This window comes from Kribbella sp. NPDC050241, from assembly GCF_044459685.1.
Lineage (GTDB): Bacteria > Actinomycetota > Actinomycetes > Propionibacteriales > Kribbellaceae > Kribbella.
This window is the reverse complement of the sequence record NZ_JBITJE010000001.1, coordinates 674,026-698,778: the sequence shown is the minus strand read 5'-3', so window position 1 is coordinate 698,778 and position 24,753 is coordinate 674,026. Positions and strand designations below refer to the sequence as shown.

The 24,753-nt window shown below is 68.9% G+C and carries 23 protein-coding genes and 1 riboswitch; of the genes, 7 read left to right on the top strand and 16 right to left on the bottom strand.

Annotated features, from left to right (window positions below; genetic code table 11):
- Nucleotides 1-34: 34 nt before the first annotated feature.
- Nucleotides 35-724, top strand: a complete 690-nt coding sequence (locus ACIBG5_RS03170; RefSeq protein WP_396389781.1) for a 3-keto-5-aminohexanoate cleavage protein — start codon at nt 35-37, stop codon at nt 722-724.
- Here the strand turns inward: ACIBG5_RS03170 and surE are convergent.
- Complete coding sequence (gene surE / locus ACIBG5_RS03165; protein ID WP_396389779.1) at nt 721-1,485, bottom strand: 5'/3'-nucleotidase SurE; 765 nt, start codon at nt 1,483-1,485, stop codon at nt 721-723. The genes ACIBG5_RS03170 and surE overlap by 4 nt on opposite strands.
- A gap of 22 nt (nt 1,486-1,507) precedes the next feature.
- Entirely contained in the window at nt 1,508-5,218 is a 3,711-nt protein-coding gene (cobN, locus tag ACIBG5_RS03160) for a cobaltochelatase subunit CobN (RefSeq protein ID WP_396389777.1), read from the bottom strand.
- 35 nt (nt 5,219-5,253) lie between these two features.
- Nucleotides 5,254-5,381, bottom strand: a riboswitch (cobalamin riboswitch).
- A gap of 26 nt (nt 5,382-5,407) precedes the next feature.
- Here cobN and ACIBG5_RS03155 point away from each other — a divergent pair.
- On the top strand, nt 5,408-6,712 hold the full coding sequence (locus ACIBG5_RS03155) for a vanadium-dependent haloperoxidase (protein ID WP_396389776.1): 1,305 nt from the start codon (nt 5,408-5,410) through the stop codon (nt 6,710-6,712).
- A 5-nt stretch (nt 6,713-6,717) separates the two neighbouring features.
- Here the strand turns inward: ACIBG5_RS03155 and ACIBG5_RS03150 are convergent, their stop codons facing one another.
- Nucleotides 6,718-7,686, bottom strand: a complete 969-nt coding sequence (locus ACIBG5_RS03150) for a DUF3500 domain-containing protein (RefSeq protein ID WP_396389775.1) — start codon at nt 7,684-7,686, stop codon at nt 6,718-6,720.
- Nucleotides 7,687-7,791: 105 nt separating this feature from the next.
- Between ACIBG5_RS03150 and ACIBG5_RS03145 the strand changes: the two genes are divergently transcribed.
- On the top strand, nt 7,792-8,160 hold the full coding sequence (locus tag ACIBG5_RS03145; RefSeq protein ID WP_396389773.1) for a hypothetical protein: 369 nt from the start codon (nt 7,792-7,794) through the stop codon (nt 8,158-8,160).
- A 17-nt stretch (nt 8,161-8,177) separates the two neighbouring features.
- Here the strand turns inward: ACIBG5_RS03145 and ACIBG5_RS03140 are convergent, their stop codons facing one another.
- Both ACIBG5_RS03140 and ACIBG5_RS03135 read right to left on the bottom strand, forming a co-directional pair.
- The gene (locus tag ACIBG5_RS03140) at nt 8,178-8,837 is read right to left on the bottom strand and encodes a histidine phosphatase family protein (RefSeq protein WP_396389772.1); all 660 of its coding nucleotides are present in this window, start codon (nt 8,835-8,837) and stop codon (nt 8,178-8,180) included.
- An 11-nt stretch (nt 8,838-8,848) separates the two neighbouring features.
- The gene (locus tag ACIBG5_RS03135; RefSeq protein ID WP_396389771.1) at nt 8,849-9,781 is read right to left on the bottom strand and encodes a cobalamin biosynthesis protein; all 933 of its coding nucleotides are present in this window, start codon (nt 9,779-9,781) and stop codon (nt 8,849-8,851) included.
- A 44-nt stretch (nt 9,782-9,825) separates the two neighbouring features.
- On the opposite strand from ACIBG5_RS03135, the gene ACIBG5_RS03130 reads away from it, so the two are divergent.
- The 3 genes from ACIBG5_RS03130 to ACIBG5_RS03120 are packed head-to-tail and all read left to right on the top strand — an operon-like array spanning nt 9,826 to nt 12,565.
- Nucleotides 9,826-10,638: a serine hydrolase gene (locus ACIBG5_RS03130; RefSeq protein ID WP_396389769.1), complete on the top strand. Its 813-nt coding sequence runs from the start codon at nt 9,826-9,828 to the stop codon at nt 10,636-10,638.
- On the top strand, nt 10,635-11,699 hold the full coding sequence (locus ACIBG5_RS03125; protein ID WP_396389767.1) for a mandelate racemase/muconate lactonizing enzyme family protein: 1,065 nt from the start codon (nt 10,635-10,637) through the stop codon (nt 11,697-11,699). The genes ACIBG5_RS03130 and ACIBG5_RS03125 overlap by 4 nt, the downstream gene beginning before the upstream one ends.
- Nucleotides 11,696-12,565, top strand: coding sequence for an NlpC/P60 family protein (locus ACIBG5_RS03120; protein WP_396389765.1), 870 nt, complete (start codon nt 11,696-11,698; stop codon nt 12,563-12,565). Before ACIBG5_RS03125 ends, ACIBG5_RS03120 begins: the two co-directional genes overlap by 4 nt.
- 85 nt (nt 12,566-12,650) lie before the next feature.
- On the opposite strand, the gene ACIBG5_RS03115 is transcribed toward ACIBG5_RS03120, so the two are convergent.
- The 3 genes from ACIBG5_RS03115 to ACIBG5_RS03105 all read right to left on the bottom strand — a co-directional run bounded on the left by ACIBG5_RS03115 (nt 12,651) and on the right by ACIBG5_RS03105 (nt 14,802).
- Nucleotides 12,651-13,784 carry a TerC family protein gene (locus ACIBG5_RS03115; RefSeq protein ID WP_396389764.1) on the bottom strand — a complete coding sequence of 378 codons (1,134 nt, stop codon included), beginning with the start codon at nt 13,782-13,784 and terminating at the stop codon, nt 12,651-12,653.
- Between the two features lie 282 nt (nt 13,785-14,066).
- Nucleotides 14,067-14,417: an MmcQ/YjbR family DNA-binding protein gene (locus tag ACIBG5_RS03110; protein WP_396389762.1), complete on the bottom strand. Its 351-nt coding sequence runs from the start codon at nt 14,415-14,417 to the stop codon at nt 14,067-14,069.
- A gap of 16 nt (nt 14,418-14,433) precedes the next feature.
- On the bottom strand, nt 14,434-14,802 hold the full coding sequence (locus ACIBG5_RS03105; protein WP_360452957.1) for a VOC family protein: 369 nt from the start codon (nt 14,800-14,802) through the stop codon (nt 14,434-14,436).
- Nucleotides 14,803-14,944: 142 nt separating this feature from the next.
- Here ACIBG5_RS03105 and ACIBG5_RS03100 point away from each other — a divergent pair, with 142 nt between their 5' ends.
- Nucleotides 14,945-15,139, top strand: coding sequence for a hypothetical protein (locus ACIBG5_RS03100; RefSeq protein WP_396389761.1), 195 nt, complete (start codon nt 14,945-14,947; stop codon nt 15,137-15,139).
- 45 nt (nt 15,140-15,184) lie between these two features.
- Here the strand turns inward: ACIBG5_RS03100 and uvrB are convergent, their stop codons facing one another.
- From uvrB to ACIBG5_RS03060, 8 genes are all read right to left on the bottom strand, one after another.
- A complete protein-coding gene (gene uvrB / locus ACIBG5_RS03095; RefSeq protein WP_396389760.1) occupies nt 15,185-17,290 on the bottom strand; it encodes an excinuclease ABC subunit UvrB in 2,106 nt (701 codons plus the stop codon).
- A gap of 58 nt (nt 17,291-17,348) precedes the next feature.
- A complete protein-coding gene (locus tag ACIBG5_RS03090) occupies nt 17,349-18,098 on the bottom strand; it encodes a hypothetical protein (RefSeq protein WP_396389758.1) in 750 nt (249 codons plus the stop codon).
- A 34-nt stretch (nt 18,099-18,132) separates the two neighbouring features.
- Complete coding sequence (locus ACIBG5_RS03085; RefSeq protein ID WP_396389757.1) at nt 18,133-18,870, bottom strand: hypothetical protein; 738 nt, start codon at nt 18,868-18,870, stop codon at nt 18,133-18,135.
- Between the two features lie 44 nt (nt 18,871-18,914).
- Nucleotides 18,915-19,994: a hypothetical protein gene (locus ACIBG5_RS03080; protein ID WP_396389756.1), complete on the bottom strand. Its 1,080-nt coding sequence runs from the start codon at nt 19,992-19,994 to the stop codon at nt 18,915-18,917.
- The gene (locus tag ACIBG5_RS03075) at nt 19,991-21,139 is read right to left on the bottom strand and encodes a PrsW family glutamic-type intramembrane protease (RefSeq protein WP_396389755.1); all 1,149 of its coding nucleotides are present in this window, start codon (nt 21,137-21,139) and stop codon (nt 19,991-19,993) included. Before ACIBG5_RS03075 ends, ACIBG5_RS03080 begins: the two co-directional genes overlap by 4 nt.
- A 198-nt stretch (nt 21,140-21,337) precedes the next feature.
- The gene (gene coaE, locus ACIBG5_RS03070) at nt 21,338-21,955 is read right to left on the bottom strand and encodes a dephospho-CoA kinase (RefSeq protein WP_396389754.1); all 618 of its coding nucleotides are present in this window, start codon (nt 21,953-21,955) and stop codon (nt 21,338-21,340) included.
- A 171-nt stretch (nt 21,956-22,126) separates the two neighbouring features.
- Entirely contained in the window at nt 22,127-23,605 is a 1,479-nt protein-coding gene (gene rpsA, locus ACIBG5_RS03065; RefSeq protein WP_131351982.1) for a 30S ribosomal protein S1, read from the bottom strand.
- Nucleotides 23,606-23,855: 250 nt separating this feature from the next.
- Nucleotides 23,856-24,746, bottom strand: coding sequence for a phosphotransferase family protein (locus ACIBG5_RS03060; RefSeq protein ID WP_396389753.1), 891 nt, complete (start codon nt 24,744-24,746; stop codon nt 23,856-23,858).
- Nucleotides 24,747-24,753 lie beyond the last annotated feature (7 nt).

Here is a 24,753-nt window from a genome sequence, read left to right as displayed (position 1 = left end):
ATCCGCGGCGTACCCCCTTAGGTAGCTTGGGGCCGTGCTGATCAAGGCGTGCCTGAACGGTGATCGGTCGCGAGCGGATCACCGCGGCGTACCGGTGACTCCGGAGGAGTTGGCGGCGGAGGGTGCGGCTGCGGTGCGGGCGGGAGCGCAGGCGTTGCATGTGCATCCGCGCGGAGGTGATGAGCGCGAGAGCCTGCGGTGGGACGACATCCGGGCCGCGGTGGAGGCGGTGCGGGTGAGCTGTCCGGGGGTGCCGGTCGGGGTGTCGACTCGGGAGGAGATCGTGCCTGAGTTGGCGGCGAGGTTGCGGCTGATCGGCGAGTGGGAAGCCGGGCCGGACTTCGCGAGTGTGAACTTTCATGAGGACGGCGCGGAGCGGGTTGCGGAGTTGCTGATCGCGCGTGGGATCAGGGTCGAGGCTGGGTTGTTCACGCCGACGGCCGCTGACAAGTACCTCACCTGGGGTGGGACGGTGGTGCGCGTGCTGGTCGAGGCGATCCCGGGGGTGTCGCCGGGATCGGACGGTGTGGAGGCGGCTCAGGCGGTGCTCGGCGTGCTGCCGACGCGGGACGTGCTGGTGCATGGCGAGGGCGAGTGGGCCTGGCCGGTACTGCGCTGGGCCTCGGCGCAGGGGTACGACGTACGGGTCGGGCTGGAGGACATGCTGACGGGCCCGGACGGACAGCCCGTCAGCTCTAACGCGGACCTACTGGGCTACCTCTAGGAGAGGCGCTTCGCGAGGGCCGTGGCGGCCGCGTCGTCCTTGACCTCGCGGATGCCGACGATCGGGGTGACGGTGACGTATCCGGCCTTCAGGAGCGCCTCGTCGGAGTCGGATACCGGGTTGGGCGAGGGTGGTTCGAGCTCGATCATCGGCTCGCCACTCGGAGCGGTGGTTCCAACGACGCGCGAACGCTTGATCGGCGCCAGCGAGGCGTGCCGGACACCGCTGAGCTGGTCGAGCGGGCGGTCCGGAACGTTGATGGTCAGGACGGTACCGGCCGGCTCCGGCACGATCCAGGTGAGCGCCTCGGCCGCCACCGAGGCCGCTGTCGGCCAGTGGTCCGGGTCCTCGGAGTCGATGCTGATCGCCACCGCCGACAACCCCTGTCCCGCCGCGGTCAGCGCCGCGGCGACGGTGCCGGAGTGGAAGATCGGTACGCCGATGTTGTGGCCGCGGTTGATCCCCGACAACACCACGTCCGGGGCCCGCCCGAACGCCCCGACGGACGCCAGCGTCACCGCGAGAGCCGGCGTACCGTCGACGCCGATGTAGGTGACGCCGTTCTCCTCGAACGTCGCCGTCCGGATCGGCCGCCCGACCATCCCGGCGCGCGCCGAGCCGACACCGCTCTCGTCGTACAGCGGGGCCAGCACGAGCACCTCATGCCCGAGCGCGGCGATCGCGGGTGCGAGCGCCCGGATCCCCGGAGCCTGGTAACCGTCGTCGTTGGTGATCAGGACTCTCAACTGTTGAGGCGCCATACCCCCACCCAATCACAGGACGTCAGCCGCGGTCCTCGATATCGCCTTCCGTCTCAAGTACTGCGCTGCGGAGCGTCTCCAGCGCCTCCGGTGACGGTTCTGCCCAGAGTCCTCGCTGGGCTGCCTCGAGTAGGCGTTCGGCGATGCCGTGGCGGGCCCACGGGTTGGACTTGCGGAAGAACTCGGCCATCTCGGGGTTGGCGACGTACTCGGTGGTGAGGGTCTCGTACATCCAGTCGTCCACCACACCGGCGGTCGCGTCGTACCCGAAGAGGTAGTCCACCGTCGCGGCCATCTCGAAGGCACCCTTGTACCCGTGCCGCCGCATCGCCGTCATCCACCGCGGGTTCACCACCCGGGCCCGGAAGACGCGCTTGGTCTCCTCCTCCAGGGTCCGCGTCTTCACCTGCGCCGGTACGGCGGAGTCCCCGACGTACGCCTTGGGGTTGGACCCGGTCAGGTGACGGACCATGGCGATCATGCCGCCGTGGTACTGGAAGTAGTCGTCGGAGTCCATGATGTCGTGCTCGCGAGTGTCCGCGTTCTTCGCCGCCACCTGGATCCGGGCGTAGGCGCGTTCCATCGAGCCGCGGGCCTCGGCGCCGTCGAGGCCCTTGCCGTACGCGTACCCACCCCAGACCGCGTACACCTCGGCCAGCTCGGCGTCGGTCCGCCAGTTCCGTGCGTCCACGAGCGGCAGCAGGCCGGCGCCGTACGAGCCGGGCTTGGAGCCGAACACCCGAGCGGTCGACGACCGTACGTCGTTGCCGGCCGCAACGTCGGCGTCAACGTGTGCGCGGAGGTAGTTGTCCGAAGCCCCTTCCTCCAGGGCGGCGACGGTACGGACCGCCTCGTCCAGCAGCGTGACCACGTGCGGGAACGCGTCCCGGAAGAAACCGGAGATCCGGATCGTCACGTCGACGCGTGGCCGGCCGAGCTCCTCCAGGCCGACCACCTCGAAGCCGGTGACCCGCCGTGACGCGTCGTCCCAGACCGGGCGGCAGCCGAGCAGCCACAACACCTCGGCGAGATCGTCGCCCTGGGTCCGCATCGCCGACGTACCCCAGATCGTCAGGCCGACCGATCGCGGCCACTCCCCCGTCTCGGCCTTGTGCCGGGCCAGCAGCGAGTCGGCCAGCGCGACCCCGACATCCCAGGCGTTGCGGCTCGGGATCGCCTTCGGGTCGACGGCGTAGAAGTTGCGCCCGGTCGGCAGCACGTTGACCAGACCGCGGGTCGGCGAGCCGGACGGACCGGCCTCGACGAAGCGGCCGTCCAGGGCGCGCAGTACGTTCGTCAGTTCGTCACCGGTGCGTGCGAGCCGCGGCACGACCTCCTCGGCGGCGAAGGCGAGCGACGCCTCGACCTGTTCCGACGACCGCCCGAGCACCTCGATCACGACGACCGGGACCTTCGCGGCCTCCCAGCTCAGCGTCTCCATCCCGACGACGAGCTTGCGCGCGACGGCTTCGAGCAGGTCGACACCGTCGGCGCCACTCACCGCCGGCAGATCCGCGAGCGTGGCCAGCTCGGCAAGCTCCGGCACGGCCCGGCCGGGATCGGCGAGCATGGCCGCCTCGTCGACTCCGAAGGTCTCACCCAGCGCCGTGCGCAGACCGGGAATCGAGTACGACCCGCCCCAGAGTTGCCGCGCACGCAGTACGGCGAGCACCAGGTTGATCCGTGCCTCACCGGCCGGTGCACCACCGAGGATGTGCAGACCGTCGCGGATCTGAACGTCCTTGATCTCGCACAGATAGCCGTCCAGGTGCAGGACGAACTCGTCGAAGTCGTCGTCCTCGGGCCGCTCGGACGTGTGCAGGTCGTGATGCAGTTGGGCCGCCTGGATCAGGGTCCAGATCTGCGCACGCAGCGTCGGCACCTTGTCCGGGTCCAGAGCCGACACGGTCGCGTACTCGTCGAGCAGATACTCCAGCTTCGCCATGTCGCCGTACGTCTCGGCCCGCGCCATCGGCGGGACCAGGTGGTCGACGACGGTCGCGTGCGCGCGCCGCTTCGCCTGCGTCCCCTCACCGGGGTCGTTGACGATGAACGGGTAGACCATCGGCATATTCCCGAGGACGGCGTCCGGCGCGCAGCCGGCCGCCATCCCGATCCCCTTGCCCGGCAGCCATTCGAGCGTGCCGTGCTTGCCCAGGTGGACGACCGCGTGCGCACCGAAGCCGCCATCCGACGGCGGGGCCTCCAGCCAGCGGTACGCCGCCAGGTAGTGGTGCGACGGCGCCATGTCCGGGTCGTGGTAGATCGCGACCGGATTCTCCCCGAAGCCGCGCGGCGGCTGGATCATCAGTACGACGTTCCCGAAGCGCAGCGCCGCCAACGCGATCGCGGGCTCGTCCCTGGACGTGTCGACGTACAGCTCACCGGGCGGCTCGCCCCACGCCTCGGTCATTGCCTCGCGCAACGACTCCGGCACGCGACCGAACCACTGCTGGTAGACCGACCGCGGGATCGTCGCGACGGCGTTGGCCAACTGCTCGTCGGTGAGCCAGTCGACGTCGTGACCGCCCGCCGCGATCAGTCGGTGAATGAGCCCGTCCGCGCCGTCCGCGCCCTGCAGTTCACTGAGGTCGAGGCCGCCGAGGTCGTACCCGGCGTCCTCGAGCTGCCCGAGCAGGACGACCGCCGAGGCTGGAGTGTCCAGGCCGACCGCGTTCCCGATCCGGGCGTGCTTGGTCGGGTACGACGACAGCACCAGCGCGAGTCGCTTGTCGCCGTTCGGCACGTGCCGGAGCCGTGCATGCGCCACCGCGATTCCTGCCAGCCGGGTACACCGCTCCGGGTCCGGCGCGTACCGGGCCAGACCGTCGGCGTCGTACGCCTTGAAGGAGAACGGGATCGTGATCAGTCGTCCGTCGAACTCGGGGATCGCCACCTGGGTCGCGGCGTCCATCGGACTGATCGCGGCGTCGCTGGCCAGCCACTGCTCGCGGGTCGAGGTCAGCGCGAGGCCTTGGATCAGCGGGATGTCGAGGGACGCGAGCGCGCCGGCGTCCCAGGCATCATCCGAGCCGCCTGCGCTCGCGTTGGCCGCGACGGACCCGCCGGCGGCCAGGAGGGTCGTGACGAGGACGTCGCACTTCCGCAGCAGGTCGAACAGTCCGGCGTTCTCATCGCTGGTCGGGTCGAGTCCGCGGAGCGTCCCGCAGTACACGGGCAGCGGCTGCGCGCCGGCGGCCTCGACCGCACTTGCCAGCGCATCGACGAAGGCCGTGTTCCCGGAGATCTCGTGCGCTCGGTAGTAGACGATGCCGACCACCGGCCGCTCATCCTCGACGAACGTCCCGCGGACGCCGTACGCCGGGAGTGCGCGGGGCGGGTCGAACGCGTCGCCCGTCAGCAGCAGCGTGTCGCTCAGGAAGCCGGCCAGGTTGCGCAGATTCTCGGATCCGCCTTCACGCAGGTAGGCCAGCGCCTCGGTCACCGCGCCCGCAGGCACGGTCGACAACGACATCAGTTCGGCGTCGGGCGCGGCCTCGCCACTGACCACGACCGCCGGCTTGCCGGAGGCGAGCACCGCGTCGAGGCCCTCCTCCCAGGCCCGGCGACCGCCGAGCAACCGGACCACGACGATCTCGGCCGCGTCCAGCAACGGGGCCAGGTCGGCGAGGTCGAGCCGGGCGGGGTTCGCGACCTTCCAGCCGGCGTCCGCCTCGGCGGCGGCGAGCAGATCGGTGTCGGCGGTGGAGAGCAGCAGGAGGTTCGCGGGCATGCGCGACCGGTCCTTCCTCGGGGTGTCCACGCCCCGTCCGGAGGTGCGACAGCGGCAGTTCCTGACTCCCCTACGCCTGACTACGGCGCTGGGTCACAGTGGCGGGACCGTCCCGGACTCACACCGGGTTCCTGCAGTTGCCATCGCTTGACGCCGAGACTCTATCGGACGCGCCCACTTATGCTGGACGTGACCAGAAGGCGGCTGAAGGAGAATCCGGTGCGCCGCGAACACCCTGGACTCGTCATCGCTCTCGCTGCCGGTCTCGTCGCCTCGGCCGTCCTGGTCCCGACCAGCCTGGCGACCGGCATTCGCCAAGGCGACGGCACCGACGACACGGATCCGGCGGTGGTCACGACCTGGAACGCGATCGCCGAACGGACCATCCTCACCGAGAACTCCACCCCGATTCCCGTGTCCGGGCAGTACTTCGGCTTCGTGTCGATCGCCGTGTACGACGCGGTCGTCACGATCGAGGGTCACTACCGGCCGTATCTGAAGCAGCCACGAGCCCAGGCCCACGCATCGACGCAGGCCGCGGCCGCGACCGCGGCGTACCGCGTGCTGAGTCACTACTTCCCGGCTTCGGCACGGCAGCTCGAGGCTGACTACTCCGCGTCGCTCAGCGACGTCTCGAGCGGCCCAGCGAAGGCGCGGGGGCAGGAGGTCGGTCAGGCAGCCGCGGATGCGCTGATCGCGGCACGGCGCAACGACGGGCGCGATGCCGCACGGTCATTGGACGTCACGCCCGGACCGGGCAGGTGGCGGCCGGCGAACAGTGAGCCGATGCGAGTGCAGTGGCTCGGGTTCGTCCGGCCGCTCGTGCTCAAGTCGCCGAAGCAGGTAGAGCTGCCTGGTCCCGACCCGCTCGACTCCGAGGCCTACGCCCGCGAGCTCGCGGAAGTGACGAAGAAGGGCGCGAAGGACGGCTCCAGTCGTACGGCGGAGCAGACCGAGACCGCGCTGTTCTGGAGCGCGAACCCGGTCGCGCAGTACCAGCAGGCGCTGCGCGACAAGGTCACCCGGCGCGGACTGGACACCGTCACGAGTGCGCGTGCCTTCGCGCTCCTCGGCACCAGCACCGCCGACGCCCTGGTCGCGTGCTGGCGGACCAAGTACGACTTCGCCTTCTGGCGACCGGGTACGGCGATCCACCTGGCCGACATCGACGGCAACGGCGACACCACCGGCGATCCGGAGTGGAAACCCCTGATCGCGACACCACCGGACCCGGAGTACGTCAGCAGCCACGCCTGCATCACCGGCGCGGCGACGGAGACCTTCCGCCGGCTGTTCGGCGGGCGTTCACTCGACCTGAACGTCTCCTCGCCGGTGACCTCGACGACCCGGCACTTCGACTCCGCCCTGCTGCTGGACGACGAGACGAGAAGCTCCCAGGTCTGGCAGGGTCTGCAGTTCCGCCAAGCGGTGGACGACGGGAACCGGCTCGGCCGCCAAGTCGCGAACTGGGTCGCGACCCACCAGTTCCGCTGAATCGCTCAGCGGTGCATCGCGTAGTGGGCGGCGAGGAGGTCGGTGCCCCAGTCGTTGCGGAGGTCTCGCCAGACCGAGTGGATGTGGTTGGCGTCGTCCTGGGTGTTGTCGTACTCGGCCAGGAACGTCGGGCCGGCGATCGAGTAGTAATGGCGGTGACCGATGCCGGGTTCGGTCGCGCCGGCCCAGGCGAAGCTGAGGCGCTCGATGCCCTGGTCGGTGATGTCCTGCCAGGTCTGCAACCCGATCGGTCCGGCGGCCCTTCCGACGTACTGGCCGATGAGGAGGCTGAACAACTGCCGTTGTTCCGCGGTCATGTCGCCGTACGCGAGGCCCTGGTGGAGAAGGCTGGCGTCGGCGACCGGGTCGTGCCGGGTCAGGATGTCGTCGGGTGCCTCCGGTGAGACGACGGCCACCTCACGCTGGGCCGGCTCGAGCGCGTGCAGGAGCTGGAAGCCCAGGTCCTGCTCGGCGGCGAGGAAACGCCGGCCGGCCTGCGGCCCGGACCGGACCTCGGCCGGATTCGACCCGAGGAACTGCGGGGTGAACGAGATCGCCCCGTCCACGAGCGTCACGTGCAACGCGAGGTGGTGCCCGTTCAGCCGCCAGGCCCACGGCTCCGTCCCGGCCGGATCGCCCAGCACCCGCAGGAAGTACCGGTCGCCGACGACGGATCCCTCCCACTCGCCGCTCGGCGGCAGGGCCGGGATCCCGCGCACGATGATCTCCGCGTCCCACACCGCCCAGACGTCGGCCACACCGCGCTCACTGCACCCGATCGCGACGAGCCGCTCCACCAACTGCTGCTGGGCCGGAGTCAGCTCCGTCAGCGGAAGGCCCGGTACCGCACCCGGCAGGTAGGTCCACTGCTTGTGGTCCGGGGTGTCGAACGCCGCCTTGATCTTGTCCAGCTGCGCCGGTGACAGGCTCGCCAAGAGTTCGAGAACCGCTTCCCGGGTCTGCTCCACAACCATGCCGATGCTCCCGTTCCGTCGACCAGAATGCCTCGCCCAGCCTACGACCACCACCTCGCCCCGGTCGCGACACGTAAGAACCCGACGCCGTCGTACGCTGCGCTGGTGTCTGGACGGTCAGGGGCTCGCGGCGTGGTCTCTGTCGCGGTGGGGTCCCTGAGCAGGCCTGGCGCGATGCTGGCCGTCTACCTGGTCTTCCTGTTCGTTCTGTACCTGGTCACTGCGGACCCTTACAAGGCGATCACGCTTCCGTTCGCGGCCGTCATCGGCGCGCCGGGCTTCGCAGTTGTGCGGTGGGCGTGGACCAAACGCATCCACCCCTGGTGGATCCTTCGTCGGCGCGGGGACGATCCGGAGCATCCCGGGCCGCGGAGTGGGGCGTTCACCATCGGCCTCGCAGTCCTGCTGATGGTGCCCGGGGTGGCGGCGATGCTGCTCGCGGCGTTGTTCATCCTCGCCGCCGTGCGCGGGTGAACCTGTCGGCTGCCGCGTTACAGCCAGGCCGATCGCTCCCGTTCCGTCGGTTCGTACGTCGTCCACTGTTCGAACGGCCGGTCCAGCTTGTACCGGAAATCCGGCTGCCGCAGCAGGACCCGTGTTTCGGCATTGTCCGGGTTCCGCAGTGTCTCGAAGAACTTGACCGACCAGTGGAACCAGCGCATGCAGAACAGCCGCATGGTCAGCCCGTGCGACACCAGCAACACGTTCCGCGGCGCGTCCGGGGACTCGAAGTCGCGGTGCATCGTCTCCAGGAACGTCGACACCCGGTCGTACACGTCCGACCCCGACTCACCGTGGGTGAACCGGTAGAAGAAGTGCCCGAACCGGTCCCGGAGCACCTCCTGCCGCTCGATGTCCGCGGTGTCCTGGTAGTTGGCCCAGTCCTGCTCCCGCAGCCGCGGCTCCTCCCGGGGCTCACCGATCAGGTCGTCCAGCCCGAGTGAGTCCAGCGTCTGCAAGGCCCGCACGTACGGCGAGACGTACACGCGGGCCGGCTCGTTCTCGAACAGCTCCCGCAGGTACTTGCCCGCCTTGGCCGACTGCTCGTGCCCGTGCGGCGTGAGCGGGATCGCGTGGTCGGGTACTCGCTCGAAGATCGACTTGTCCAGGTTCGCCTCGGACTCGCCGTGCCGGATCAGTGCGATCCGCATCGGGCGGTGACTCAACCCCATCGTGTTCCCTTCCGGCCGGCGACGGCCAGGATCGCGGCGACCCCGGCGGCAGCCACACCGACACGCCTGGCCAGCGCGGCGGTACGGCGTACGTCCGCAACCGCCGGTGTGGGTCCGTCGCCCAGTGTGCCTCGGTCCTCCTGGTATGACCCGTAACTGTTCGTGCCGCCGAGGGTCAGATCGAGTGCACCGGCGAACGCGGCCTCGACCGGCCCGGCGTTCGGGCTCGGGTGCTTCCGCGCATCCCGCTGCCAGACCTGGATGGTCTGTCCGGGCCGGCCGGCGGCGAGTCCGGTGAGCAAGGCGCACACGCGAGCAGGCAGCAGGTTGAGTACGTCGTCCAGCCGCGCGGAAGCCCAGCCGAAGTTGAGGTACTTCGCGGACTTGTAGCCGACCATCGCGTCCAGAGTGTTGGCGGCGCGGTAGCCGAGCAGCCCGGGTACGCCGAGCACCCCGCCCCAGAGCAGCGGAGCGACGCACGCGTCGGAGGTGTTCTCGGCGATCGACTCGACAGTCGCGCGGGCAAGCTCGTCGGCTTCCAGGCTGGTCGCGTCTCGCGCACACAGGTGGCTGAGACGGTCGCGGGCCGCCGGGATGTCCTTCTCCTCGAGCAGCCCGGCCATCGTCTCAGCCTCGCGCTCCAGACTGCGGGCGCCGAGCACCGTCCACGTCGCGGCCGCGGTGACGAGCGTGTGGACGATCGGACGATTCCGGCTGAGCCGCTCGAGCACGGCTCCGGCGGCTGCCGTCGTACCGACCAGGGCGACCGTGTACGCCGTACCGGCCGCGCGGGAATCGGCGTACCAGCGGGACTCCACGCGCGACGCCGCCTGCCCGAAGCCGGCCACCGGGTGGAAGTGGCGGGGATCACCGAGAACACGGTCGGCCGCGAAGCCGAGGAGGAGACCGATCGCCCTGGACACCCTTGGCAGTCTGCCAGGTGGAGGTGTGTGGTTGGGTGATCGGCATGGGAATCGCGGAACTGCTCCGGGACGTCGACGGGAGCGGCGCCTTCGGGGTTTGGCTGGGGCGGCTGGACGGCGTACCGGTGTTCGAGCATCTGGCGGAGCGGACGCACTACTCCGCGAGCACGATGAAGCTCCCGGTGGCGATGGCGATGATGCGCAAGGTCGAGGCGGGTGAACTGGCGCTCGACCAGCCGGTGACCGTGCACAACGACTTCGCGTCCGCGGCCGGCGGGCGGTTCGGGGTGGACCCGCACGAGGACGAGGCGCCGGCGACCTGGACGAAGCTGGGCGAGCAGGTGCCACTCGGGTGGCTGGCGACCGAGATGATCACCCGGTCCAGCAACCTCGCGACGGACCTCGTGCTGGAGCAGGTCGGGATCGGCGCCGCCCACGCGGTGCTCGCGGAGTACGGCCCTGGAGACAGCGCGATCCGGCGCGGGATCGACGACGGGCCGGGCGTGCGGGCCGGCATCAGCAACCTGATGAGCCCGGCGGGTCTGGCCGGCGTACTGATTGCTGTCGGCAATCAGCAGGGCGCCTCGGGCAACTATCTGCGCGACCTGCTCGCCGGCAACCAGTGGAACGGCGAGATCCCTGCCCTCCTGCCGGCCGGGACCCGGGTCGAGCACAAGAACGGCTGGGACACCCGGATCCGGCACGACGGCGGCATCGTCCGCCCACCCGACGCCGAACCGTTCGTGCTGGTCGTGTGTACGACGTCCGACCTGGCCGACGCGGATGCGCAGAAGCTGATCGCGAACATCGCGCTCGAAGCCTGGAACCACCGGCGCGACCTCGGAGGGGTCCGATGAAGGTCAGCACGCATCTGGTCTCGGCGCCGCTGCACACGCCATTCATCACGGCACTGCGGACTGCAACGCACGCGGACTCGCTGCTCGTCGAGGTGAGCGACGGCGAGCTCAGCGGTTGGGGCGAGGCTCCGCAGGTGTGGAAGGTGACCGGCGATTCGCTCGCCGGGTCGCAGGCCTGCGTCGAGGGACCGATCACCGCGGCCCTGGACGGTCTCGGCCCGGACGACCTCACTGAGGCCTTGCGCCGCGTGCAGAACGCCGCGGCCGGCAACTTCGGCGCGAAGGGTGCGGTCGACGTCGCGCTGCACGACCTCGCCGCTCGGCGTCGCGGGCAGACGCTGCACGGTTTCCTCGGCTCGACCGTCGACATCGTGCGCACTGACATGACGCTGTCCGTCGGCGATCCCGATGCGCTCGCGGCCGCGGCACAGGCCCGGCTCGCGGACGGTTTCGACGTACTGAAGGTCAAGGTCGGCACCGACGCCCGCGCCGACGTCGAGCGGGTCCGGCGGGTTCGCGAGGCGATCGGCCCGGAACCGACGCTGCGGCTGGACGCCAACCAGGGCTGGTCCCGGCACGACGCGGTCACCGCCATCCGGGCGATGGAGGACGCGGGCTGCGACCTCGAACTCGTCGAGCAGCCGGTCGTTGCCGCCGACCTCGAGGGCATGGCATGGGTGACCGACCGGGTCCGTACGCCGATCCTCGCCGACGAGTCGGTGTACGGCGTACGCGACCTGGTGACCATGATCCGGTACGGCGCCGCGGACATGGTGAACGTGAAGCTGGCCAAGTGCGGCGGACTCGGGCCGGCCCGGACCCTGCTGGAACTGGCCCGCGAGCACGGGATCCGGACGGTCGTCGGCTCGATGATGGAGAGCCACGTCGGCATCGGCGCGGCGGCCGCGCTGGTGTCGGCCTACCCGACGTCCGCGGTCAACGACCTCGACGCCGCCTGGTGGCTGAAGCAGGCGCCGGTGACCGGCGGGATCCGGTACGACGGCGCGCTGATCCACCTGCCTGAGGCTCCTGGCCTCGGCGTGACAGGCTTGACCGTATGAAGCTAGTCGCCGCCAAAGTCCCGGTCAGTACCGTCTGGACCGCGCCGGATGCGCCCCGTGACATCGATGCCGCGGCCGTCGCCGCCCAGCCCGATGTCGCCGCGTGGGCGAAGTCCATGGACACCGAGACCCGCCTCGGCCTGCACGGCCGGACCCTGACCCAACTGCTGTTCGCCGAACCTGTCCTGGTCCGCTCGGAGCGGGACGGCTGGTCGGAGATCCTGGCACCCTGGCAGCCGTCGTCCAACGACGAGCTCGGGTACCCGGGCTGGGTGCCGTCGAGCCACCTGGGTGAGCTGCCCAGCAGCGCGACCGCGCCCGTCGCGATCACGGTCCCGACCGCGACGCTGCTCGCTGAGCCGGGCGCGGGCGCGCCGCTGGGCGAGCTCTCGTTCGCGACCGTCCTGGCGTCGACCGAGCACGCCGACGGGTACACCCGGGTGGCTACCCCGGATGGCGGGTCAGGCTGGCTGGCGGACGACGTACTGCGGTCCGTCGAGGAGCCGTCCAAACCTGAGGATCGGCTGCGGTTGGGGGCGTTGTTCCTCGGGCTGGAGTACCTGTGGGGCGGAACGTCGGCGTACGGCATGGACTGCTCCGGCCTGACCCACGCGGTCTGTCGGGTGCTGGGTGTGCGCATCCCTCGCGACGCGCACGACCAGGCCGCCGCGCTGGAGAACATCAGCGTCGACGAGGCGCAACCCGGCGATCTGTACTTCTTTGGCCGGCCCGGCAAGCAGGTCCACCACGTCGGCTTCGTCTCCCCCACCGGGATGCTGCACGCGTCGGAGACCGGCAAGCGCCTGGAAGACGCGCCGGTGCGCGACGAACGCAGAGCCACCCTGGTCGCCGCGGCCAGGCTCTGACCGTCTCGACGCGACGTCGCCCCGGACCAGGTCGGTCCGGGGCGACGGTCGTTTCTTCAGGTCAGGACTCCTCAGCGTCCGAGGGTCAGGACTTCTTGGCGTCCGACTCCTGCGGCTCGGGCTCGCGGATCGAGTCGAGCTCGGCCTGGGTCTTCGGGTCGAGCTCGGCCGTCGTACCGTTCGGGCTGTCGACCGGGGTCGACTCGTCCAGCTCGCCGCCCTCGGCCGGGGCGTCGGTCCCGTTCTCCTGCTTGGTGATGCGGGACTTGCGCAGGCTGGCGACCGTGGTGATGCCGAGGGTGATGATGATGAAGCCCAGCGAGAACCAGATCGGGATCTCCGGGGCCCACTCGATGTGGTGGCCGCCGTTGATGAACGGCAACTCGTTCACGTGCATCGCGTGCAGGACCAGCTTCACGCCGATGAACGCGAGCACCACCGACAAGCCGATGGACAGGTAGACCAGCCGCTTCAGCAGGTCGCCGAGCAGGAAGTACAGCTGCCGCAGACCCATCAGTGCGAACACGTTCGCGGTGAAGACCAGGAACGGCTCCTGGGTCAGGCCGTAGATCGCCGGGATCGAGTCGAGCGCGAACAGCAGGTCGGTCGTGCCGAGCGCGATGATGACGATCGCCATCGGGGTGACGAGCCGCTTGCCGTTCTTGACGATGGTGAGCTTGACGCCGTTGTACTCGTCGGTGGCGTTCAGGCGCTTCTTGGCGAACCGGATGACCGCGTTCTCCTTGAAGTCGTCGTCGTCGTTCTCACCCTGCTTGGCCAGGTGGATCGCGGTGTAGACCAGGAACGCGCCGAACAGGTAGAAGATCCAGGAGAACTCGTTGATCGCGGCGGCACCGACCGCGATGAACACGCCGCGGAACACCAGCGCCAGGATGATGCCGATCAGCAGCGCGGTCTGCTGATACTTCCTGGGTACGCCGAACCTGGACATGATGATCAGGAAGATGAACAGGTTGTCGACGCTCAGGCTGTACTCGGTCAGCCAGCCGGCGAAGAACTCGCCCGCGTACTGCCCACCGGAGAACAACCAGACGCCGAGGCCGAAGACCACCGCGAGACCCACGTAGAACGCGATCGCGGTCGCGGACTCCCGGGTACTCGGCTCGTGTGGACGGCGGCCGATGATGAAGACGTCGAAAGCCAGCAGCGCGAGAAGCACGCCGACCGTGATGTACCAAACGTAGTCAGCAACGTGCACAGACACCTCCGGAGCTCAGCTGAAACAGGACTCCGAAGGTCTCTTCCGCCGGACTCGCACTGCGAGTCCGGCCGGTGGCACCGGGCGCGGGAACGAATCCCAGACCGTGATGACGATGCCGCCGCGAAGGAATACTCCCCTTCTCCACGTCTATTCTGACTGGTCGATGTCCAAGTCTCCAAATCCCAGGGCACCGTGTCCGGCTGTCGGAATGATCACAACCGGCCGAGGAATAGCTGCGCTGTGTGATCAGTTCGCCTGTTTCCGGCGTGTCGTCCGCGGCTAGGTCGGACGCTTGCTCTTGGGGAGTTTGCCCACGATCGTCTCGTACGACGCGTCGATCAGCTCGAGGATCTCGTCGTCCGGCACGCTGCCGCCGAGGCGGACGCTGTTCCAGCCGGAGCGGCCGATGTAGGCCATCTTGGTGACGTCACCCGGGTAGGTGTCGACCAGCTCGTCGGCCTCCTCCCGGTTGGCGCCGCACTTGATCCCGACCCCGTCGCCGCCACCCAGGAACGCGAAGATCTTGTCGCCGACCTTGGCGACCACATCGCCCTCCCACGGCTCGTCCTGCCACGCCCCCGGCTTCGCCAAGCAGTGCTCAAGCACGTCCGCGCCACTCAGTCTCCCCATCACACTCCCTCCCAGCTCAGCTGTGTGAGACGGCCTCGACGTTGTTGCCGTCGGGGTCCCGGACGAAGACGGCGTAGTAGCCGGGGTGGTACTCCGGCCACTCCTTCGGCTCGTGCAGGATCTCGGCGCCCAACTCCCGGGCGGTCCGGTGGACCGTGTCGACGGTCGCCCGATTCGGTGCCGTGAACGCGACGTGGATCTCCCGCTGCGTACCGCCGGTCGTCTGCTTCCCGAGCCAGAACTTCGGTGCGCCGTCCGGCCCGCCGAGCGCGAGGACGTCGCCGAACTCCATCACCACGGTGATCCCGAGCGGCCCGAGCAGCGTCTCGTAGAACCGCCGACTCGCATCCAAGTCATCACATTGCAACGACAGATGATCGAACATGTGCCTCCCCTTACCTGGTCTCGGTACGCACGCTAGCCCTCGTCCGCCCCGACTCTGTGCACCAGATCCGCATTTCAGCGGCGATTCGGTACGCACACCGTGCACAAAGTCGAGGACAGTCCTGATCGACGGCGGGAGTGTGGTGATCTCGCCGCTGGGCGAGATCCTCGCCGGCCCGTTGCGGGGCGGCGAGGGGGTCCTGCTCGCGGAACTCGACCTCGGCGACCTGGACCGTGGCAAGTTCGACTTCGATCCGAACGGCCACTACGCCCCGCCCGACCTCTTCACCCTCCAGGTCAACGAGTCACCCCAACACACAGTCCAACCGCGCAACTGAACCCGGCGACCCGGGCCGAACAGGTCGGCCGGGCCGCCCGGACGATTACTTCATGCCGGCGTTGGTCATCTGGCGGAGTTCCTTCTTCAGTTCGGAGATCTCGTCGCGGTAGCGGGCCGCGACCTCGAACTGCAGTTCGGCCGCCGCGTTGTGCATCTGGTCGGTCAGCTGCTGGATCAGGTCGGCCAGGTCGGACGACGGCAGCCCGCCGGCCAGCTCCTTCGCCTTCTCGCCCGCCTTCGCCTTGCCGCCACCCGGCACCGGCGCCTTGCCCCGGGACTGGGTCCGGCCGGAGCCGAGCAGGTCGGCGGTGTCCGCGTCCTCGCGGGCCAGCATGTCGGTGATGTCGGCGATCTTCTTCCGCAGCGGCTGCGGGTCGACCCCGTTCGCCTCGTTGTAGGCGATCTGCTTGGCGCGACGCCGGTTGGTCTCGTCGATCGCCTGTTCCATCGACGGGGTGATCTTGTCGGCGTACATGAACACCTGGCCGGACACGTTCCGGGCGGCACGGCCGATGGTCTGGATCAGCGACCGGCCAGAGCGCAGGAAGCCCTCCTTGTCCGCGTCCAGGATCGCGACCAGCGACACCTCGGGCAGGTCCAGACCCTCACGCAGCAGGTTGATGCCGACCAGTACGTCGTACTCGCCCTGACGCAGCTCGCGGAGCAGCTCGACCCGGCGCAGCGTGTCCACCTCGCTGTGCAGGTACCTGGTCCGGATACCCATCTCCAGCAGGTAGTCGGTCAGGTCTTCGGACATCTTCTTGGTCAGCGTGGTGACCAGGACGCGCTCGTCCCGCTCGACCCGGAGCCGGATCTCGTGGATCAGGTCGTCGATCTGCCCCTTGGTCGGCTTCACGATCACCTGGGGGTCGACCAGACCGGTCGGCCGGATGAGCTGCTCGACGAAGCCGTCCGACTTGTCCTGCTCGTACTGCCCCGGGGTCGCGGACAGGTAGACCGTCTGGCCGATCCGCTCCAGGAACTCCTCCCAGCGCAGCGGCCGGTTGTCCATCGCGGACGGCAGCCGGAACCCGTGCTCGACCAGCGTCCGCTTCCGGGACATGTCGCCCTCGTACATACCGCCGATCTGCGGGACGGTCACGTGCGACTCGTCGATGACCAGCACGAAGTCCTCGGGGAAGTAGTCCAGCAAGCAGTGCGGCGCCGTCCCGGGCTCGCGGCCATCGGTATGGCGCGAGTAGTTCTCGATGCCGGAGCACGTCCCGATCTGGCGCATCATCTCGATGTCGTACGTCGTCCGCATCCGGAGCCGCTGTGCCTCCAGCAACTGGCCACCACGCTCGAGCTCGGCCAGCCGCTCCTCCAGCTCGGCCTCGATCGACGTGATCGCGCGCTCCATCCGCTCCGGCGCGGTGACGTAGTGCGTCGCGGCGCCGATGTAGACCTCGTCCTCCTCGCTGATCACCTCACCGGTGAGCGGGTGCAGCGTCATCACCCGCTCGATCTCGTCGCCGAAGAACTCCACCCGGACGGCGAGCTCCTGGTACACCGGGAAGACCTCGAGCGTGTCGCCGCGGACCCGGAACGTGCCGCGGGTGCCGGCCAGGTCGTTGCGCGCGTACTGCACCCCGACGAGCTTGCGCAACAGGCCGTCGCGATCCATCTCGGTGCCGACCTTCACGTGGATCATGCGGTTCAGGTACTCGTCGGCGGAGCCCAGGCCGTAGATGCAGGAGACGGTCGCGACCACGATCACGTCGCGGCGGGTCAGCAGCGACCAGGTCGCCGAGTGCCGCAGCCGCTCGACCTCCTCGTTGATCGAGGAGTCCTTCTCGATGTAGGTGTCCGTCTGCGGGACGTACGCCTCCGGCTGGTAGTAGTCGTAGTACGAGACGAAGTACTCGACGGCGTTGGCCGGGAAGAAGTGGCGCAACTCGTTCGCGAACTGGGCGGCGAGTGTCTTGTTCGGCTGCAGGATCAGCATCGGGCGCTGGATCTTCTCGGCCAGCCAGGCGATCGTGGCGGTCTTGCCGGTACCGGTCGCGCCGAGCAGTACGACGTCCTGCTCGCCGCTGTTGATCCGGCGCTCCAGGTCCGTGATCGCGGCCGGCTGGTCACCGGCCGGCTCGAAATCGGACACCACCTCGAGCGGCGCCACCATACGCTGAAGATCCGAGACCTGTCTCATGCCCTCCACCGTACGGCGCCGCGCCGACAGTTCCGAAAACCCCAGGTCAGGGGCCGGATCAGAAGCTTTTCATCAGGGTGTTGTTCATGTAGACGAGCTCGCGGACCCGGCGCTTGTAGACGCTGAGTTCCAGGGCGGCGTCGGTGGCGGTGATCTTGCCCGACTGGTCGGCGTACGCCGTGACGAAGCCGCGGAACGGGAGGAACTTGCCGGCGGCGGCCGGGACGAGCGCGTTGAACGTCACCGCGTAGCAGGCCTTGATCGCCGGGTTGGTCGTCTTGCAGGCCACCGTCTTGCCGATCCGGACGTCCTTGAACCCGTCCGACTCGACGTCGACCAGGTGCTCGGCGAACCCCTTGGCGTTGTACTGGGTGGTCTGACGGACCCAGTAGTAGCCGTCGATCCGCCCCCGCGCCCCGGGCTGCTGCAGGATGTAGTTGGTTCCGCCCTTGGACTTGTCCCAGTCCGGCAGCCACCCCTTGACCGGGGTGAACCAGAGCCCACCACCGACCTCCACGCCGGTGTCGTACCGGCCCTTGGTGACGGCCACCTTGGTCGGAGACGGCGTCGGCGGCGTGTACAGCGTGCCGGTCGGGTCCGGCGTCTGCTCGGCGACCGGCTGCTCCTTGTCACCGCCGGTCACCAGTACGACGACTCCGACGGCGATCAGCGCGACGGCGACGATGGTGCCGCCCATGATGATCCACCGGGATCGCATCGACCCTGAAGACTGCCGTTGCGGCCGATCCGGCCCACGTCCCCAGCCGCCCGGCGCGGAGTTCGGGGGCGGCCCGTACTGCTGACTCATAACTCTTCCTCGCGGTATGTCTGGGACGTCGTCGTCACAGGCTGTCGAGCACCGACTGCTTCATGGTCGCGGCGTCCGCCTCGGCTTGCGGGGCGAAGTCGATCCGGGTCCGGAAGTCCAGCGCGGTGACCACCTGGTCCTTGCGCCGGTACGCCTCGACGTACCCCTGGACCTTGACCTGCAGTCCGGTCTTGTCCTTGGTGGTGGAGGTGTAGCTGATCGCGACGCACTCCTCCAGGACGTCCTTCGGGCAGGTCAGGTTCCGGACGTTGCCCAACTGGGCGATCTCGTTCTGGGTCTCGCCCTCGACGATCCCGAGCACGTACGCCTTCGCGGTCACGTTCTGCTTCTGCCGGACCCAGAAGAACGCCCGCGCGTCGCCACTGGCCGCGTAGGAGACGAACTCCTTGCCCTGCGTCTCCTTCTCCAGCAGGCTCCAGCCCGCGGCCGGTACGACGGCGACGCCGGAACCGACCATGACTGCGTTCGGCGGCGGCGTGTACGTCGACGTCGGCGTACTCGCGGTCGCCGTCGGAGACGGCGGTGGAGCCGGGTCGGCTTTGTCGTCCCCGCCAGACAGCAGGTAGAGCCCGACGGCGACCGCCACGACCACGATCAGGCCGGCACCGGCCGGGATCAGGTACGTCGGGATCCGCGGACCCTGGGTCGGGCCGGCGGACGGGGTCGGTCGTGACCGACCCGGCAATCGCCGCGACGGTGGCGGCTCCGGCGTACCCGGAGCCGCACCGTCGTCCGGCGCTGGGTTCCTCACCCAAGGGTTCGACCTGCCGGCCACACCCTCGGCGCGCTTGCGAATCACTGGCTCTTGAGCACCGACTTCAGCATCTCGTTCGAGTCCTTGTTGATGGCATCGAACTTCGTCTTCAGCCCGTACACCCGCACCAGCGTGATCACGCCGTCGTTGCGCTCGACCACGCCGACGAACCCGACCACCGGCTCGCTGCCGTTCTGGCTGGACGAGGTGGCGGAGAAGCTCTGCGTGGTGAGGGTCTTCACCGGGGTCTTGTCGTCCGGCCCCGGCTTGGTCACCTTCGGCTCGTTCTTCTTCACCGCGGACAGGTCCCCGGTCTCGGCGGCGATCAGCTTCGGCAGGATGGTGTCGGTGTTCTCACCCTCCTTGCCCTTGAAGGCCTCCACCATGAAGTAGGCCTCCTTGGCCTTCAGCAGGTAGACGCCGTCGAAGTTCTTCAGCTCCTTGCGGACATAGCCGGGCTGCGGCTTCACGAAGACGCCCTCGGCGACCTCGATGCCCTCGTCGACGTTCTCGGTCGGCTCGGTGCTCTGCCCGTTGGTCGGCTGCGGGGTCGGCTCGGCCTGCTTGTCGTCACCGCGACCGAAGATCAGCGCCAGCACGACGCCGATCACCGCGACGACGACGATCGCACCGCCGGCCAGGAACAGGATCTTGTTCCCGCCCTTGCCGCGCGGAGCCTGACCGCCGTACTGGCCCCACTGCTGCTGCTGACCCGGATACTGCTGTTGCTGACCCGGGTAACCCTGCTGCTGGCCCTGGTACTGCTGCTGGCCCTGGTACGGCGCCTGCTGCTGACCGGGGTAGGGCTGCTGACCCTGCCCCTGGTACGGCGGTTGACCCGGCTGACCGTAGCCCGGCGGCGGAGCCTGCGGCGGCTGTCCAGGCTGCTGCCCGTAACCAGGCTGCCCCTGTGGCTGCTGACCAGGCTGCTGACCGGGCTGACCGTAGCCAGGCTGGCCCTGCGGTGGCTGCCCCGGCCGCTGGCCGTAGCCGGGCTGACCTTGCGGCGGCTGCCCCGGCTGACCGTAGCCGGGCTGACCCTGCTGACCCGGCTGGCCGCCGTACGGGGGCTGCTGCCCGGGGTGGCCGCCCTGACCGTAGGGCGGTGGCTGGTTGCTCATGCCTGCGTCTCCCCAGTCGTCGCGTCGTATCCACCAACCCCGCCGCCTGCCACGGCCTGTACTGCCACACCACGGGCGGACTTCGGTACGGATCGCACCGAGTTGCCGCACGCGGAGCAGAAGTCGGAGTGCGGGAGCAGCGGCATCTCACAGCGCGAGCAGAACGCCAGCTCGCCCGACGCGTGGTTGGAGCCGCCGCGGGCGGCCGACTCCAGCGCCGCCTCGAGCAGACCCTTGTGCAGCACCGTACGGACCCGGATGATCAGCGCGCCGAGCAGCAGCAGACCCCAGACCACACCGAGGATCGCGCCGACCGTCGAGCCGTGACCGCCGACGAACCCGAGCAGGTAGACCCCGCCCTGGAACAGCGCGTTGATCACGATCGCCTGGATCACAGCGAACACCCAGCGCGGGGTGAAGCCGTCGTACCCCTCGCCCAGGCCGGAGAACTCCGCACCGGCCAGGCCGGTCGCCGAACCGTAGATCAGCGGCTTGATGAAGCCGTGCAGCAGGACGATCGAGATCCAGGTGCCCGCGCTGCTGCCCGGACCGGCGAAGCCGCCGCTGATCCAGCCCCAGTGCAGCACCAGAGTCTCGAAGCACGCGTAGCCCACGCCGGCCACCACGCCGAACGTGAAGCCGTCCATCAGATCGTCGTACCGCGGCCGGGAGGCCAGGTAGAGCGGGCCGATCTGGCGGATCAGCTCCGACACCACCGGCACCAGCAGGAGCAGGATCAGCAGGTCCCGCGCGGCCGGACCGGCGTCGTTTCCGCCGATCGTGTCCAGGCTCAGGGCGATCTTGTCCGACCAGATCCAGGTGAACACCGCGGCCAGTACGCCGGTGAGCACGAACGCCGCGGCGACGACCGGGATCGGCTCGTCCTCCCAGAGGTTCACGTCGTACAGATAAAGGATGTAGACGATCGGGATCGAGAACGCCGCCACCATGATCGCCACCGGCAGCGCGCCGAGCGCGGCGGTGAGAACGGTCAGCAGGAGCGCGACACCGAGTGCCACCTTGTATGTATAGGGCTGCTTGCCCGAGCCCTGCGGCATGATCGTCGAAACCAGCCGGAACGACGCCACTGGCTCATCCGGCCTGGCGGCGTACGCCTTCTTCCGCTCGGCATCCCCGGAGCGCACATCGTTGCCACAGTGGTGGCAAAAGTGCGACACCTCGGGGACGTCTGAGTTGCAGCGCGGACAGACCACGCCATCCTCCCAACCTCGGACATCCGGACCGGCGCGGGGCGCGCCGTCGGTGGCCGGCCCAGAGCCTGGGCCGAACCGGGACAGATTCTTGTACAGCCGGTCCCGGATTCATCATTTACCGCGCAGGGGTCACCTTTTCGTGTCCGGACCGTGCCCTGCCCGTCGTTCGAGCTCTGTCCACACCTCGTCGACGCGGCGATCCAGGTCGGCGAGGGGGCCGGAATTGTCCACGACAAGACCGGCGACGGCGAGCCGATCCTCGCGGGACGCCTGGCTCGCGATGCGCTGTTTCGCTTCTGTGTCAGGCATTCCGCGCTGCGCGGTCAGCCGTTCGAGTTGTACGTCGACCGGTACGTCGACGATCACGACGACGTCGAAGCGGTCCGCCTGACCGGTCTCCACCAGCAGCGGGATGTCGTGCACGACGATCGCTCCCGCCGGTGCCGCGGCCTCGATCTCGGCCGCCCGGGCCCGTACGCGCGGATGAATGATCGCCTCGAGCCTGCGCCGCGCCGCCGCATCACCGAACACGATCTGCCCGAGCGCCGGCCGGTCCAACTCCCCCTCGGCAGTCAGCACGCCGACCCCGAACTCCGTCACCACCTCGGCGAGACCTTCGGTGCCCTTGGCCACTACTTCCCGCGCCAGCACATCGGAGTCGATCACCACAGCCCCCCGCTCGGCCAACCGCGCCGACACAGAACTCTTCCCCGCCCCGATACCCCCGGTCAGCCCGACTCTCAGCACAACAGCACCCTATCCACTCCCCACTGGTGGGGCGGGCGGGCACGGCTGGCGGCTTATGTCACCGATAGCGCGATCTAAGCCGTCAGCGGGCGGACAACCCGCCAGTGGGGTGGACGAGCGAGACCCCCGCATCCAGTACGGGGATGCGGGGGTCTCGGGTCCTGCGGTGGATCAGCCCTGGCCGGTCAGCTTCTCGCGGAGGGCCTGGAGCGCCTCGTCAGAAGCGAGCGCGCCCTCGACGGGAGCGTCGTCCTTCGGAGCCGCGGCCGAGGAGTACGTCGATGCCTCGCCGGCCTCGACGTCCGCCGTCTTGGCGTCCTCGATCTGCTTCTTGTGGGCCTCCCAGCGCGTGTGGGCCTCGGCGTACTGCCGCTCCCACTCCTCGCGCTGTGCGTCGAAGCCCTCGAGCCACTCGCCGGTCTCCGGGTCGAAGCCCTCGGGGTAGACGTAGTTGCCCTGGTCGTCGTACGTCGCGGTCATGCCGTACAGCGTCGGGTCGAAGTCGTCCGAGACCGGGTCGAGACCCTCGTTGGCCTGCTTCAGCGACAGCGAGATCCGGCGACGCTCGAGGTCGATGTCGATGATCTTGACCATCGTGTCGTCGTTGACCTGGACGACCTGCTCCGGGATCTCGACGTGACGCTCGGCCAGCTCGGAGATGTGCACCAGACCCTCGATGCCCTCCTCCACGCGGACGAACGCACCGAACGGAACCAGCTTGGTGACCTTGCCGGGCACGATCTGGCCCATCTGGTGGGTCCGGGCGAACTGCTGCCACGGGTCTTCCTGGGTCGCCTTCAGCGACAGCGAGACGCGCTCGCGGTCCATGTCGACGTCCAGCACCTCGACGGTGACCTCCTGGCCGACCTCGACCACCTCGGTCGGGTGGTCGATGTGCTTCCAGGACAGCTCCGAGACGTGCACCAGACCGTCGACGCCGCCGAGGTCCACGAACGCACCGAAGTTCACGATCGAGGAGACGACACCCTTGCGGATCTGGCCCTTCTGCAGCTGGGTGAGGAAGTTCATCCGCACCTCGGACTGCGTCTGCTCCAGCCACGCCCGGCGGGACAGGACCACGTTGTTGCGGTTCTTGTCCAGCTCGATGATCTTGGCCTCGATCTCCTGGCCGACGTACGGCTGGAGGTCGCGGACCCGGCGCATCTCGACCAGCGAGGCGGGCAGGAAGCCACGCAGGCCGATGTCGAGGATGAGGCCACCCTTGACGACCTCGATGACGGTGCCGGTGACGACGCCGTCCTCCTCCTTGATCTTCTCGATCGTGCCCCAGGCCTTCTCGTACTGGGCGCGCTTCTTCGAGAGGATCAGACGGCCTTCCTTGTCCTCCTTCTGGAGTACAAGGGCCTCGACGTGGTCGCCGACGTTGACGACCTCGTTCGGGTCGACGTCGTGCTTGATCGACAGCTCCCGGGAGGGGATGACGCCTTCGGTCTTGTAACCGATGTCGAGCAGGACCTCGTCCCGGTCGACCTTGACGATGGTGCCCTCGACGATGTCGCCGTCGTTGAAGTACTTGATGGTCTGATCGATCGCCGCGAGGAAGTCTTCCTCCGACCCGATGTCATTGACCGCTACCTGCGGGGTGTTGCGCACTGCGGGGTCGAGAGGTGCCTCGATGCTGGCCGTCATGTGGTGGGTTGCTCCGTGGACTGGTGGTGTCGTTCGGTCGCGTCATGAACCGTTGGATCGCACCAAACCGCTGGATTGCCTGAAGAGCACAGATTCACCACCGACTGCTGCGAGCACGAGCCTGCTCCGTCCGAGGTCGCGCGGGCCCATAGCGCATCTGACAGAATACGGGTATTGACGAAGGCAGGGCAACCCGGGGCACCCGGCCTCCACCGGCTGCCCGCCGAGGCTTCCCGACGTCTCACTGATCTCAATGTACGACGTCCAGGTCTACTCGGCCCCCCGCGAGGGTGCTCGTGTCCGCCATTCGGGAGACCAGGTCGTGCGCCGCGGCCGCGATCTCGTGCTCGGTGGAGCGGGACGCGAGGTCGAGCAGCGCCCACAGATCCGCCGCCCGCCCGAGGTCCACCAACGGCTCGCCCAGCCCCGGCCCGCTCCCCCGGATCACGCTCAGCACCGCGCCGGCCAGCACCGGATCGGCGCAGAACCGGAAAAGGTTTCCCAAATCCGTGTACGGCGACCCGGCGTGGCTGAACTCCCAGTCGATCAGTCCGGTGATCCGGGCCGTGGCCGGGTCGACCAGCAGGTTCTTCGGGTTGAAGTCGCTGTGCACCAGGCAGACCCGGTCGACCCCGTCGGCCAGCACGTCCTCGGCCTCGGCGATGACCGCGCCGAACCGCTCCAGCTGCCCCGGGTCCAGGCCGAGGTCGAGGCCATCGACGTACTGCTCGAGATCCCCGAGGCCGAAGGGCTCGATGGCCAGCTCGCCGCCGCGGAACACGCCGAAGGTCAGGAACGGCATCCCGCTCAGCCGCACCAGCAACTCACCCAGCTGCTCCCCGACCGTCCGCCGCTCCGACTCCCCTGCCGTCTCCAGGTAGACCTGCAGGTTCACCCCCGGCAGCCGCTCGGTCAGCAGGTACGGCGGATCTTCCGGTGACCCCTCGCGCTTCGCCTCCAGCACCTTCGGGACAGGCAGCAGTCCGCGGACCAGCTGCAGCAACGCCGCGTCCACGGCCGCCCGCTCCGGCTGCTTCACATACAGCTTCAGTACGGCGTCCTCACCGCCGGCACTCACGGCGTACGTCTGCCCGCCGTACCCACCCGCCAACGGAACGGCACTGGCCGCGAAGTCGCTCATACCGCTG